Annotated in this window: 14 protein-coding genes; 9 read left to right on the top strand and 5 right to left on the bottom strand. The window is 35.5% G+C overall.

From position 1 onward, the window contains the following. The first annotated feature begins 882 nt into the window (after positions 1-882). From ACTJIP_RS12555 to ACTJIP_RS12530, 6 genes are all read left to right on the top strand, one after another. Positions 883-1,647 carry an O-methyltransferase gene (locus ACTJIP_RS12555; protein WP_077417178.1) on the top strand — a complete coding sequence of 255 codons (765 nt, stop codon included), beginning with the start codon at positions 883-885 and terminating at the stop codon, positions 1,645-1,647. Positions 1,648-1,897: 250 nt separating this feature from the next. Next, positions 1,898-2,230: an ArsR/SmtB family transcription factor gene (locus tag ACTJIP_RS12550; protein ID WP_077417168.1), complete on the top strand. Its 333-nt coding sequence runs from the start codon at positions 1,898-1,900 to the stop codon at positions 2,228-2,230. A 78-nt stretch (positions 2,231-2,308) separates the two neighbouring features. Next, on the top strand, positions 2,309-2,773 hold the full coding sequence (locus tag ACTJIP_RS12545) for an SRPBCC family protein (RefSeq protein ID WP_077418063.1): 465 nt from the start codon (positions 2,309-2,311) through the stop codon (positions 2,771-2,773). A 104-nt stretch (positions 2,774-2,877) separates the two neighbouring features. Then, on the top strand, positions 2,878-3,462 hold the full coding sequence (locus ACTJIP_RS12540) for a YdeI/OmpD-associated family protein (RefSeq protein WP_440704651.1): 585 nt from the start codon (positions 2,878-2,880) through the stop codon (positions 3,460-3,462). Between the two features lie 11 nt (positions 3,463-3,473). Beyond that, entirely contained in the window at positions 3,474-3,869 is a 396-nt protein-coding gene (locus ACTJIP_RS12535) for a DoxX family protein (RefSeq protein WP_440704650.1), read from the top strand. 139 nt (positions 3,870-4,008) lie between these two features. Next, positions 4,009-4,563, top strand: coding sequence for a DUF4256 domain-containing protein (locus ACTJIP_RS12530; RefSeq protein WP_219072745.1), 555 nt, complete (start codon positions 4,009-4,011; stop codon positions 4,561-4,563). Positions 4,564-4,599: 36 nt separating this feature from the next. On the opposite strand, the gene ACTJIP_RS12525 is transcribed toward ACTJIP_RS12530, so the two are convergent. After that, the gene (locus tag ACTJIP_RS12525) at positions 4,600-5,559 is read right to left on the bottom strand and encodes a hypothetical protein (protein ID WP_440704649.1); all 960 of its coding nucleotides are present in this window, start codon (positions 5,557-5,559) and stop codon (positions 4,600-4,602) included. Positions 5,560-5,837: 278 nt separating this feature from the next. On the opposite strand from ACTJIP_RS12525, the gene ACTJIP_RS12520 reads away from it, so the two are divergent. Continuing rightward, positions 5,838-6,341 carry a hypothetical protein gene (locus ACTJIP_RS12520; RefSeq protein ID WP_077417158.1) on the top strand — a complete coding sequence of 168 codons (504 nt, stop codon included), beginning with the start codon at positions 5,838-5,840 and terminating at the stop codon, positions 6,339-6,341. Between the two features lie 46 nt (positions 6,342-6,387). On the opposite strand, the gene ACTJIP_RS12515 is transcribed toward ACTJIP_RS12520, so the two are convergent. Then, entirely contained in the window at positions 6,388-7,422 is a 1,035-nt protein-coding gene (locus ACTJIP_RS12515; protein WP_440704648.1) for a threonine aldolase family protein, read from the bottom strand. A gap of 85 nt (positions 7,423-7,507) precedes the next feature. Between ACTJIP_RS12515 and ACTJIP_RS12510 the strand changes: the two genes are divergently transcribed. Further along, positions 7,508-8,161, top strand: coding sequence for a metal-dependent transcriptional regulator (locus tag ACTJIP_RS12510; RefSeq protein ID WP_077417153.1), 654 nt, complete (start codon positions 7,508-7,510; stop codon positions 8,159-8,161). A 247-nt stretch (positions 8,162-8,408) separates the two neighbouring features. Then, positions 8,409-9,149, top strand: coding sequence for an IND family subclass B1 metallo-beta-lactamase (gene blaIND, locus ACTJIP_RS12505; protein ID WP_180563820.1), 741 nt, complete (start codon positions 8,409-8,411; stop codon positions 9,147-9,149). A gap of 81 nt (positions 9,150-9,230) precedes the next feature. On the opposite strand, the gene ACTJIP_RS12500 is transcribed toward blaIND, so the two are convergent. Genes ACTJIP_RS12500 through ACTJIP_RS12490 form a run of 3 tightly spaced genes read right to left on the bottom strand, consistent with a single transcriptional unit; the run spans position 9,231 to position 12,295 of the window. Then, entirely contained in the window at positions 9,231-10,370 is a 1,140-nt protein-coding gene (locus ACTJIP_RS12500; protein WP_047374599.1) for a hypothetical protein, read from the bottom strand. Positions 10,371-10,396: 26 nt separating this feature from the next. After that, positions 10,397-11,299, bottom strand: coding sequence for a TssN family type VI secretion system protein (locus ACTJIP_RS12495; RefSeq protein WP_077417149.1), 903 nt, complete (start codon positions 11,297-11,299; stop codon positions 10,397-10,399). 54 nt (positions 11,300-11,353) lie between these two features. After that, positions 11,354-12,295: a type VI secretion system baseplate subunit TssG gene (locus ACTJIP_RS12490; RefSeq protein ID WP_047385188.1), complete on the bottom strand. Its 942-nt coding sequence runs from the start codon at positions 12,293-12,295 to the stop codon at positions 11,354-11,356. Between the last annotated feature and the right edge of the window lie 303 nt (positions 12,296-12,598).

Genomic DNA, 12,598 nt, shown 5'->3' with positions numbered 1-12,598 from the left:
TAAACTTTACCAACGACAAAAGTCACAAAAGCACTATTTGAAAACACTTAAGTAAGTTTTAAATAATGCCGAAGAAAAGATCATATTAAGATGAAAATCAAATATTTTCACAAAACTTAGGTGTACTTATTATACATAAAGCCTGGTTCTAAAATAATTTAAACGTTACAAACTTTTGTGTCTTTTGTGGTAATGAAGTTCAGATAACTTAAATTTTATAATCAGAACAAATTTCGTATCATTTATCTTTCTGTTTATACAATTATTTTATACATTTGCACTCACTGAACAGCACACTTTTTGGTGTGCTAATGAAAAAGATAAATACCACCCAATGAAAAAGCAGAAAAGCATCACCGTTTTGATGACCGTATTCCATATATTTTTGGACAGGCATTTTTGTAAAGAAAAAAACAAAAACTCTTCCTTAAATCTCAAGAAACGATCTCTACCTTAAATAGATGGATATTTCTGCGATAACCATCAAAGAAATATCATCTCCCGCTGATCAAGCAGACAGCACAGATTATCACATTCCCCAAAATCAGTATAATCTGTGGGAGACAATCAAAGATCAAATTTTATTCCTCACAATTTATTTCCCTTTTCAAAATAAGCTGGTTTCTACTTGCCGAAACTACTATTGATCTGCCCAAAAACCACATTGCCGTACCCACTGCAATCTTCATCTCCGTAAATTAAAGAAAATCACCACGTTAAAATTTTATTTTAAATTAAAAATAAGATATCTCACTGATTAATTACAGGACCATATTATTAATACGATTTTAAAAAAACTTAATATCAAAATTAATATTATCTAAATGCGATATGGTTTTAAAAAAAATACATTTGTCTTGTAACCTTAATATAATCAATGAAATGTCAACAGTTCTCAAAACATTTGTAGCTTATCTCAAAAGACCTGCTCTCTATCCTGAACTGGGCAGAAAAATCATTAAAAATACGGTAAGCAGAAGAAGTCCGTTCAAAGGAAAAGCAAAAGCAAATTTCTGGGCTGCATCCATAGCAGTTTCCCAAAAAGAAGTAATCTCCAGACTTTTCTCTATGGATACCGATCGTTTCAGATCTATCTATGCTGAGACCCTTGAAAAAGCCAGTTTAAAAGAAAAAGAATGCCCCATTACAATGGGTGGCCCTGGTGCTCTGGAGCTTATTTATTATGCATGTGAATTCACCAAAGCACAAAACGTTCTTGAAACAGGAGTGGCTTATGGATGGTCTTCCTTAGCCATATTGCTTTCGCTTCAAAAAAGAAATGGTACGCTCTATAGCTCAGATATGCCTTATCTTGCTCAGGATGGTGATCAGTATGTAGGATATATTGTTCCTGAAAACCTTAAAAAATATTGGCAGCTGTTCCGTTTTGCAGACAGAGAATCTTTGCCTAAAATTTTGAAAAAAGTTTCCTCTTTCGATGTTTTCCACTATGATTCTGACAAAAGCTATCACGGAAGAATGTGGGCTTATCATAAGATCTATAAAAGACTGAGACCTGGTGCAGTGTTTATCAGTGATGATATTGGAGACAATTCCGCTTATCAGGATTTTTGCAATAGAATGAATATCAGCACTCTTGTTGTAGAATACAATGGGAAATACATCGGCGTTTTTGTAAAACAATAGCCTATTACTGATCAAGCATATATAAATAATCAAAAAAAATCTGCGGAAAGCTATTCGTTCGCTTCATCTGGCAAGCCAGTAGTCAATAAAAAATATATAGAAGCATTATTTAAATAATAAAATGGAGAGCATTAAGCTCTCCATTTTTCTTTTAAAAAGCATACTTACAATTAATTAATAAAAATTTTTTCAAAAAAAAGCTTGCGTAGCTAAATAACTACACATATATTTGTAGTCAAATAACTACACGATGAATTTAAGAAGAGATGTATTTCAGGCGATAGCAGATCCTACAAGACGATCTATATTGATGTTGGTGGCGGCACAGTCGATGACAGCAGGAGCTATTGCCTCCAATTTTGATACGGCGAGACCTACCGTTTCAAAGCATCTCCAGATTCTTACAGAATGTGAACTGCTAAGATCTGAACAAAACGGCAGAGAAATAATCTATCACCTAAATCCCAATAAAATGAAAGAAATAGCCGATTTTATAGAACCTTTCCGCAAAATGTGGGACGAAAAATTCAACAAGCTGGAAAGTGTGATGAAAGCGTATCAGAACAATAATGATAAGAGATAAAAGATGAGAGACGCTTATATTCTCAAACCCTCAAACTCTCCCACTCTCAAATCCAAGAAACCCTCAAACACCAACATCATGGAACTTAAAACAAAAATCCACGCCGAAGACGGAAAACAGGAAATTTTCATCACCAGAGAATTTGATCTTCCGGTAGAACTCCTTTTCAAAGCGTATACAGAAGCTGAGCTTTTCGAACAATGGATGGGTACCAAAGTGACAAAATTTGAAAACAAACAACACGGAAGTTACCGCTTTGAAACCTCCAATCCACAAGGTGACATAGTTTTCAGTGCCAATGGAACTATTCATGAAGTGATAGATAACGAGAAAATTATAAGAACTTTTCAGATGGAAAACACTCCTTTTCCGGTTCAGATCGAGTTTTTAGAATTTGAAAAAATAACGGATACCACCAGCAAAATCACGATCCAAACCATCTATAAATCTGTAGATTTCAGAGACCAACATATGAAAATGCCATTCGCCCAGGGTATTAATATGGCACATAATCGTTTGCAGGAGATGTTAGGTAGCAGATAATAGTAGAATACGTTCGATCCGGAATCCGGGATACGAGCTTCGAGGTTTAAATTCCATCTAAATAACCCGAACCCCGTAACTCGCAACATAAAAAACTCAACCACATGAATCCAAAAGTTAATTTCTTCTTTGATAAAAGCCATCAATGGCACAAAGAATTTGAAAAATTAAGAACAATTGCCCTAAGCACCGATCTTGTAGAAGATTTAAAATGGGGATGCCCGTGTTATACCTATGAAGGGAAAAATATTTTCCTGATCCATGGTTTTAAAGAATATTGTGCGATCCTTTTCTTTAAGGGTGCTTTGATGAAAGATCCCGATCATATTTTGATCCAGCAGTCTAAAAATGTACAGGCTGCAAGGCAGGTTCGTTTTACAGAGGTAGAGCAAATCAATGATTTGGAAGATATTCTTCGCAGCTATATGTTTGAAGCCGTTGAAATTGAAGAATCAGGTGCTAAAGTTGAAATGAAGAAAACTAAAGAGTTTGAAATGGCTGAAGAGTTTCAGAATAAGCTGAATCAGGATCCGGCATTGCAAGAAGCTTTTAAGACACTAACTCCCGGAAGACAAAGAGCCTACCTACTCCACTTTTCCTCTGCCAAACAGCCCAAAACCCGGGAAGCCCGTATTGAAAAATGCATTCCACAAATCATGGACGGTATAGGATTAAACGATTCACTATAAAAAATTAAATCATGAACACACCACAATCACAAAAAAGAACAAAGATCATCTATTGGATATTCACACTTTGGATGGCCCTTGGAATGGTTTCCACTGCAATTGTCCAGCTGATGAAAAGTAAAGATGAACTGCTGAATTTTACCAATTTGGGTTATCCTTCTTACCTGATGACCATTATTGGAATATGGAAAATATTGGGCGTAATTGCCATACTGATTCCCAAACGCCTGCTTTTAAAAGAATGGGCGTATGCAGGATTTTTCTTTGTGATGTCAGGAGCTGTTATTTCCCATCTGATCGTAGGTGATACGGCAGGAAGAACTTTTCCGGCAGTATTATTACTGGTACTGGTTATGATCTCCTGGTATTTCAGACCTGCAGACAGAAAAATTACTAGTACTGATTAATCATTTTTAAGATAAAAAGCCATAAATTTTATCGCAGATAAAATCCTTGCGCCTTAAAAACTTTTATTTGTAAAACCTGCGCCTTTGCGATTATCCAACAAAATAAACCAATTCAATCAATAGTAAAACAAAATTTGATATGAAAAAGAAACTGACACAGGAGCAAATCAACGAACTTTTAAAAACACTAAAAGCCCGTTTTGAAAAAAATATGGACCGTCATAAAGACCTGAAATGGGAAAAAATACAGCAAAAACTGGAAGCCAATCCTGAAAAAATAGGGTCTCTATACGAAATGGAAACTACAGAAGGTGAACCCGATATCGTAGATTACAATAAAAAAACAGATGAATATTCTTTCGTTGACTGTTCCCCGGAAAGCCCGAAACGAAGAAGTCTATGCTATGATTATCAGGCTTGGGATGCCCGAAAAGCCAATAAACCGGAAAGCAACGTCATTGACAAAGCTAAAGAAATGGGCATTGAACTTTTAGCAGAAGAACAATACCGCAATCTTCAGGAACTTGGAAAGTTCGATCAAAAGACATCAAGCTGGATAAAAACGCCATCACAGGTAAGAGAGCTTGGAGGCGCCCTTTTCTGTGACAGACGATACAACACCGTATTCACCTATCACAATGGTGCAGATTCTTATTATGCAGCAAGAGGATTCAGAGGAGTACTAAAAGTATAAAAAGGAGAACTGACTGAGATTTTTTCTCAGAATATATCAGGAATCTCTCAACCAGGGAGATTCCACACTCCAGAAAATAATTCTTACTCCCAGATAATTTTCACCATATTCTACAAATTCTTCCTTGGTAAAAGGTTTTTTAGTTTTAGGATTTTTGTACGTAAGAGTTGGCTCCTGAACCGCCATAGCAACTAAAGGCAGCTTCCCTTTGTATTGATTAAAGAAAGGATAAGAGTTCTTCATCTGCCCTTTTTTATTCGGAACAATATCAGGCCCTCCCAGCCCTATATTATTTTTATACGCAAAATCAAACAGTCTGGACATGTATTGATGGTCATTGTCCCATTCACACGGAAAAAAGTTGACATACTGCAATACATTGGATTGATGGAAAGCATCTCTCGCAAACTTCAGATTTTCCAGTTCGGCCTGGAAATAACGGTCACAGCTAAAACCTGTTTTATCTGCTTTCATTTCTATATCTATTGATGTTTCGGGAAGATTAATCCCTTGAATTTTACCGTCAAACTTCTGTGCCAGCGCTCCTATAAGCTTCTGGAACCTTTCGCGGACAGCAGGATTCCATTGCTGGGTAACCCATCCGCTTCCTACAGGTCTATTTTCCCCGGGATTATCATATTGGGGAACCAACCCTCCTGTATACTCTTTATCATTCAATACATAATCAGGAATATATCTGGCCTGCGGTTCAAAAAATCTATCCTGAAGCTGAATAAATAGTTTTCTGTTGATGGAAGTTAAATATTCCAGATCTTTTTCAATAACAGAAAAATCATACACATCTTTTGAAGTTTCCAAAGCTCTCCAGTTGTAAACAATCTGTACCCCTCCGATATCCTTGCGAGTGATCATTTTTTCTATTTTCTTAAGGTCTCCTGAAGAAGTATAAATATAATTCTGAGGGGTCTGACCCGAGATAAAATACAACCCAAGCATAAGCAATCCCAATCCCAGCGCTTTAGTAATCTTTTTCATTAAAATCAATTTTGCTAGGCAAATCATTTTCCGTGCCTAAATCCGTTTAATAATTAAAGATTAGGATTACAAGGTTATAGGAACTGAGTCCTGTGATAGAAAAAATAAGAATCAATTGAACATATAAAACCATATTCTAATTAATATTTTTTGTTAAAATCTTTTCTAAAAAACACTAATTTTCATCATAAAATGATTATCTCTTTATATCCTATTTTTAATATACAAATACTATTGTTATTTTAGCAGAATAGAAATTTGATTTAACAATTAAGGATATGAAAAAATTAATCTTATTGGGCGCTGTATCAGCTTTTTTAATCAACTGTAATAAGAAAACTGAAGCTCCGGCTCCCAAAGCAGCTGCAGATACCATAGCTGTTGAAGAACCTGTGATAGATACTCTTGGACCAAAATCGTTCTGCTATATCGGGGTAACAGGAAAAGATAGTGTTTTTGCTTCTATTGATGACAATTTAGGAACAATCACCGGAAAATTATCTTATAAAAACAGTGAAAAAGACAGTTCAAAAGGAGATGTAACCGGTTTCAAATCCGGAGATACCCTGAAACTGACTTACGAATTTGCTTCAGAAGGTAAAAAAAGCAAAAGAGATATTTACTTCATCCAGAAAGACAATGCTCTGACAGAAGGAATTGGAGATCATAAAGAGGAAGACGGGCAGTCTAAATATGCTGATGAGAAAAAAATCAGCTATAAAGATGGACAGAAGCTAAGCACTGCAGACTGTAAAGTAGTGAATGAAGCCTTAAAAAAATAATGCATTATCAATAAAAAACAGCCTTAAAGATAAGGCTGTTTTTATTTTATGGTAATTCCGTTTCTATAATTTCAATAAAGCGGTTTACTGCTTCATCACCTGTATTCCAGGAAGTAATAAGACGAATGGCCGAAAAATTCTCATCTACTTTTTTCCAGACATAGAATTCAAATTTTTCAGACAGAATCTCAATAAGTTCGTTACTCAGAATAGGAAAAATCTGATTGGTATAGGTATCTGAAAGAAATGCCGTTCCTTTTTTCTGCAAAGCATTCTTAATTTTCATAGCCTGATGATTGGCATGCTTTGCCAGATCAAAATACAGATTGTCCTTCATCAGTTCCATAAACTGTATTCCCAACAGCCTTCCTTTCGCTAATAATGCACCTTTCTGTTTGATATTAAATGCAAAATCCTCCTGAAGAACCGGATTATTAATAACAATAGCTTCTCCTATCAGCGCACCGTTTTTGGTTCCTCCAAGGTAAAAGACATCCGTCAGAAGAGCTACTTTTTCCAGGGTAAGATCACTGATTTCTGATGTCAGCCCATGTCCCAATCTTGCTCCGTCCATAAACAGGTATAGCTTATTTTGCTTACAAAATACTGAAAGCTCTTCCAGTTCTTTTGCCTGATAAATAGTTCCCAGCTCTGTAGAATTGGATATATACACCAGCTTAGGCATCACCTGGTGTGGTACATTGCTATGTCCTTCTAAAACCGGGATGATGTCTGACGGTCTTAGTTTTCCATCTGCAGTTTCAATACTCAATACTTTATGACCTGTGGCTTCAATAGCTCCTGTTTCATTATTTAGAATATGGCCGGGAGCGGCAGAAATCACACATTGATAAGGTTTTAAGATTGCTGAAATAACAATTAAGTTAGCTTGCGTTCCTCCTGAAACCAGAAAAACTTCAGAATTGTGATTGTTGATTTTTTCTTTAATTAATGTTTTTGCTTTTAATGAATACTCATCTTCTCCATATCCGGCCTGCTGATCTAGATTATGCTGTAAAAGAGCCTGTAAAATATTGGGGTGGCATCCTTCAGAATAATCATTTTTGAATGAAAATTTCATAGAGTAAAAGTAAAAAAAGTTAAAATAACAAGAGTAAACTTTTCATTTTATTTTGTTAGATTTGTATTGAAAATCATCTAACATTTTGAAAACAACCCTAACAGAAGAGAATTACCTGAAAGCTTTGTTTCATTTAGTTGACAATGAAGGAAAGGTTACGATTAATGAGCTCAGTAAATTTTTGAATGTAAAAATGCCGAGTGTCAATAATATGATGAAAAAGTTTGCAGAGAAAAAGTGGGTCATTTATGAAACCTACAAACCTTTACTTGTTACAGAGAACGGAAGACGGGAAGCTGCTCTGGTAGTTCGAAAACATAGACTTACCGAAATGTTTCTGGTCAAAAAAATGAATTTTGGCTGGGAAAACGTTCATGAGATTGCAGAACAACTTGAGCATGTACATTCTCAGATCTTCTTTGATAAAATGGATGAAATCCTGGATTATCCTAAATTTGATCCTCATGGAGAACCTATTCCTGACAAAGACGGAAATATTATTTCTCAGGATCTACAGAAACTAAGCAACTGTGAAGCTGGTGAAAACGTTACTTTTGCCTCAGTCACCTTATCTGATGATGCTTTTTTAACTTATCTCAACGATAGGAAACTTCTCCTCAACACTAAAGTAAAAGTCGTTAAAGTAGAAAGTTTTGATAAATCTATGACCATAGAAATTGATGGCAAAACGGAAATTTTAAGCAAAAAAGCGACTGAAAAAATATTGATTAAGAAATAATCTTAAACAATCAAAATAAACCTCACAGACTTTACAATCTGTGAGGTTTTTCATTCCGGCAATATCCATACTAAATATTTTTTGAACTCTTAAAATAACATATTTCTATTCCTATAACTGTTAAAAAACGGTTAAACTCTCTTTCATAAAATACCTGAAAATTAATTTTTAATTAGGTTTGCAAAATATTCTACAAACTTTGTCTTTCTGACAAATACCAACATTTTAATTATTACCAAAAAAAATTATGAAAAAAAGCATTCCGTTTTTTATTATTTCGATGTTATTAAGTCCATTTACAAACGCTCAGACAACTCAGGTAAGAGATTTTGTGATTGAACCACAGATTAAACCCAACTTTTATATTTACAAAACTTTTGGCGTATTTGGAGGTAAAGAATATTCTACCAATGCTGTTTATCTGGTTACAAAAAAAGGAGTGGTCTTATTTGATGTGCCATGGCAGAAAACCCAATATCAAAGCTTACTGGATACGATTCAAAAGCGTCATAATCTTCCTGTTATTGCAGTATTTGCAACACATTCACATGAAGACAGAGCCGGAGATTTAAGCTTTTATAACAACAAAGGAATCAAAACTTATGCAACAGCAAAAACCAATGAACTGTTGAAGAAAGATGGAAAAGCTACTTCTACAGAAATCATTAAAACAGGGAAACCTTACCGTATTGGCGGGGAAGAATTTGTGGTAGACTTTCTTGGAGAAGGACATACCGCCGATAATGTAGTGGTATGGTTCCCAAAATATAAAATTCTGGACGGAGGATGTCTTGTGAAGAGCAAAGCAGCAGTTGATCTCGGCTATACCGGAGAAGCCAACGTCGCACAGTGGCCACAAACCATGACAAAGCTGAAAAACAAATATTCACAGGCAACCCTGATTATTCCAGGTCACGATGAATGGAAAGGAGGCGGACATGTAGAGCATACTCTTGATCTTCTTGACAAAAACAAAAAGCCGGAATAATAATTTATTTCCATAATCTGTATATACCATAAAAAATCCCGAATTTTCATTCGGGATTTATATTTTTAATGATGGGCTGTATTAGTCTAATACACTCCAACCTCTCTTAGGGTTTGTATTTGTAGAAACCTCTTGTTCGTTAACGATGATGTTTTCTTTTCTCTGACCGATGTAATCAAGCTCGCTCAGTTTAGAGAAAATTGTTTCAAGGCTTCTCAGCATCTGCTGAATATAAAGCAATGGCTCACCACAGTTATGATGATCATAATTGGTCTCTGCTACAATAGAAAGCTGGTTCAATAAGGTGTGGGGAGCAATCTCACTCCACTCTAAGCTATAATTCAGCATTTCTTCCAATTCAGCAGGAACAAGAAGCTGGGTAGAATTATATAAATGAAGGGCTAATCTCGCAAAAGACTCGATCAGAAATACAGGTGGCTGCCATGGAGTAATATTTCTGAACTGGAAATACATATCTCCAAATGTATTCACCATGGTACTGCACAGAAACTTAACATTTTGTGCCAAAGCTGTATTTTGATTTTTGTGAGAGGTCTTCTGAATAATTTTAAAAGCATACTGCTGAAGATTCCCGATAGACTTTGCATAGCTGCTGTAATACTCTACCAAAGCCGGATGACTCTGTACAGAAGTACATGGCGGAATAAAGTTGGAATCTACCTGAGCAATATTTCCTTTTAAATCTACTTTTCCAATGATTAGGTAGTTCCCTCCCGAATAGCTGCTGTTTAAAGAAGTTACAGGAAGCAGTTCAATATGGTGATTCGGCTGTGCACTTGGGTGGCGCGGCGGAATTTCTTCAGGGTCAATATCTCCAAAAGGAACTTTATCAAAAGGATTTACTGAGATTAAGATATAATATTCTCCGTCTGCCTGCTCTTCATTCATGGATTTTGCCAAAGACTTCACGCTGATTCTTCTGTCTGTCAGCTCAATACGGTATCCAGCCATTGTCACAGCGCTGCAACGCTTGATAACAAGCTGTACATCATTGGTTGCCGTATTGTGAACATCAAAAATGGTACGGTCTGTAAATTCGTTGGAAATAGGCAGAAGTCCGTAATTATATGTAGTAATTCCAAGGGAATTGGAATCTCTGATGGTATCAATTAAGAAATTATCCTGATCATTCAGATGTCTCTGGGAAACCTTCATCCCATCCACCCAATTGATTGCAAAATGTTTAATAGGCTGTATCATGTTTAATACTTTTTAATTTTTTGTGATTATGATTTTTTTGCGACTCCCTCCTCTTCATGCTGAATAACTCTCTTACAAATCACCACTTCATTTTCAGAAATGCTGTTTGTTGTAATGTCGTGGTCGAAATCTATATATTTTCTAAAGCTGAAAAACGATTTTTTAGTGTAAAAGATCCAGTAATAAGGTTCATTTCCTTCGTCTGAAAGATGAATAACAGAACCCGGATTCTTATGGTTATAATCATCCACTACCCTGTAGAACCAATCTCCGAAAGTAACTCCCGTTGGAAGTGTTTTCGCCTTGATTCTGAAACGGTTGGTATCTTCTAATTTTTTGCTCAATTCAACATTCAATACCATTAATCGGTCAAAATCGGCACCCTCGAAATCAGGCAGCTTCTGCTCCGGTGAATATCTCCATGTTTTATAAATATCAAAAGGAATCGTGATAAACTGGATATAACAGTAATAAAATACCATTGGAACTACAAAGATCAGCATACTTGTTGCCGCCATTACAGAATATCCCAATCCTTTACTCATCCAGTTAAAGATCAGTGTAAAAAGATACCCTCCCAAAGCAATACACGTTAATGAAAGTATAGACTCAAACAGAATACTCATTGCCAGAGATTCGATATGTTTTTTGAAATATTTATGCAATAAATTCACATGAATAATCCCAAAAATAAGGTAAATAACCTGTGCGATGAGATACCAGTACGGATTAAAGAGATTTCCGGCAAATCCAAAAAATCCCGGAATAGCCAGGCATAGACTGCACAGAAGCACGTATATAATAATTACTTTAATTTTTATTGCAGGTTTATTTCTCCGGATTACACCCAGTATAACCATCATAATAATTGCGATTAAAGGCATTAAGATATACCTTAGAAAAATACCTTTTACTGAAGAAATTTCCATTTGTTTCTTTTCGAATTTATACTTTGTTGGTAGCTGTAAATATAATAAAATAATTTAGAGAAATGTAGAGTATCCAAGGCGGCTGGCATTTCTTCCATCGTCTTCAAGACTGAATGAATATTCCTCTTTTTCTGTAACAAAATTCTCTTCCACGTCAACTGTTACCGGAAGAAAATAATCATAGAGTGACTGAAGTACATTTCTGAACGGACTTCCCGGGATATATTTTTTCATATCTTCATATCGAATAGGACCAATATTCACCACCCAGTTTCGCTGCCCGTCCATATGCGGACCACTTGGAATATAGGTTACTCCTAATCTTGAATTTCCCAATAGCATGGAATTATCATTTTTCTCAATCTCATCAATGATGTTGGGTGAAAAAGTTACGTTTACCGGTACCTGCAGAAAAGCAGTCATACACCTTTCAAACCATTTTTTGTCTCCCCGGATCTGGTGGAAAAATGGCAGAATATGCATAAAAATATAAGCACTCTGTTTATCCAGCATCTTTATCAGAGGCCAAAGCTCACTTACCGTTTCCAATAAAGAATCCGTATTGCTCGTAATATCAAATTCTGATTCTTTAAGTAAAGCACTGATTTCCGTAAAAAAAACTTCCAGTTCAAAAGGGCGGAAAAACTTACGGGCATCATCTTCTACTCTTTTCTGTTTGCGGATTTCCCTTACCACAGTATCTACATTCTTTCTGGAAGCTCCAAGAGATGGCGGATGAAATAAGCCTTCCGGAAGATAGTCATAAATACCCTCCCTGTAACTCTCTATGGTAAATACTTCCTCATCAAATCCCAAATAACTGCTTGAAATGCTCTTTATATCCTTCAGGTAAGCACGGTCGTTCACGCCAACACGCTCAATGAATATATTACTTACCGCACGATGGTATTTCAATAGATTAACAGCCACAGCTTCAGCTTTAAAGTCTGTCTGCAGCTTATTGTAATGCATATCTACAATATTAGTCTCATACATAGTGTTTCCTCTGATTATGACTTGTAAAGATAATATATCTCATAAGTTTGAAAAAATATTTTACTAATAATTTTATCCTAAAAATAATAATTTATTGACATTAAAAGGAATAAATTCAAGCAAATTCCGTAAAAATACGGTAAATAGAAGGTTCGTTTGTTTTTTAAAATATAAAATTAACTATTCATAATCAAATGGTTAAGGGTTCAAAATTCTAGGCTTAGGGTTTAAGGTTGAGATACCGTTTTTTAGGTCTTCCTTATATAAAGAACCTTATGCTCTCCTACTTCTCATCAGTTATTT

This window comes from Chryseobacterium sp. 22543 (assembly GCF_052044565.1).
Classification (GTDB): Bacteria; Bacteroidota; Bacteroidia; order Flavobacteriales; family Weeksellaceae; genus Chryseobacterium.
Note: the sequence above shows the minus strand (reverse complement) of the source record. Positions and strands in the feature narration are given on the sequence as shown.

Excerpts from the sequence above, each read along its gene's own strand:
- ACTJIP_RS12555 (WP_077417178.1), top strand. The coding sequence starts at position 883 with ATGTCAACAGTTCTCAAAACATTTGTAGCTTATCTCAAAAGACCTGCT.
- ACTJIP_RS12550 (WP_077417168.1), top strand. The coding sequence starts at position 1,898 with ATGAATTTAAGAAGAGATGTATTTCAGGCGATAGCAGATCCTACAAGA.
- ACTJIP_RS12545 (WP_077418063.1), top strand. The coding sequence starts at position 2,309 with ATGGAACTTAAAACAAAAATCCACGCCGAAGACGGAAAACAGGAAATT.
- ACTJIP_RS12540 (WP_440704651.1), top strand. The coding sequence starts at position 2,878 with ATGAATCCAAAAGTTAATTTCTTCTTTGATAAAAGCCATCAATGGCAC.
- ACTJIP_RS12535 (WP_440704650.1), top strand. The coding sequence starts at position 3,474 with ATGAACACACCACAATCACAAAAAAGAACAAAGATCATCTATTGGATA.
- ACTJIP_RS12530 (WP_219072745.1), top strand. The coding sequence starts at position 4,009 with ATGAAAAAGAAACTGACACAGGAGCAAATCAACGAACTTTTAAAAACA.
- ACTJIP_RS12525 (WP_440704649.1), bottom strand. The coding sequence starts at position 5,559 with ATGAAAAAGATTACTAAAGCGCTGGGATTGGGATTGCTTATGCTTGGG.
- ACTJIP_RS12520 (WP_077417158.1), top strand. The coding sequence starts at position 5,838 with ATGAAAAAATTAATCTTATTGGGCGCTGTATCAGCTTTTTTAATCAAC.
- ACTJIP_RS12515 (WP_440704648.1), bottom strand. The coding sequence starts at position 7,422 with ATGAAATTTTCATTCAAAAATGATTATTCTGAAGGATGCCACCCCAAT.
- blaIND (WP_180563820.1), top strand. The coding sequence starts at position 8,409 with ATGAAAAAAAGCATTCCGTTTTTTATTATTTCGATGTTATTAAGTCCA.
- ACTJIP_RS12500 (WP_047374599.1), bottom strand. The coding sequence starts at position 10,370 with ATGATACAGCCTATTAAACATTTTGCAATCAATTGGGTGGATGGGATG.
- ACTJIP_RS12495 (WP_077417149.1), bottom strand. The coding sequence starts at position 11,299 with ATGGAAATTTCTTCAGTAAAAGGTATTTTTCTAAGGTATATCTTAATG.
- ACTJIP_RS12490 (WP_047385188.1), bottom strand. The coding sequence starts at position 12,295 with ATGTATGAGACTAATATTGTAGATATGCATTACAATAAGCTGCAGACA.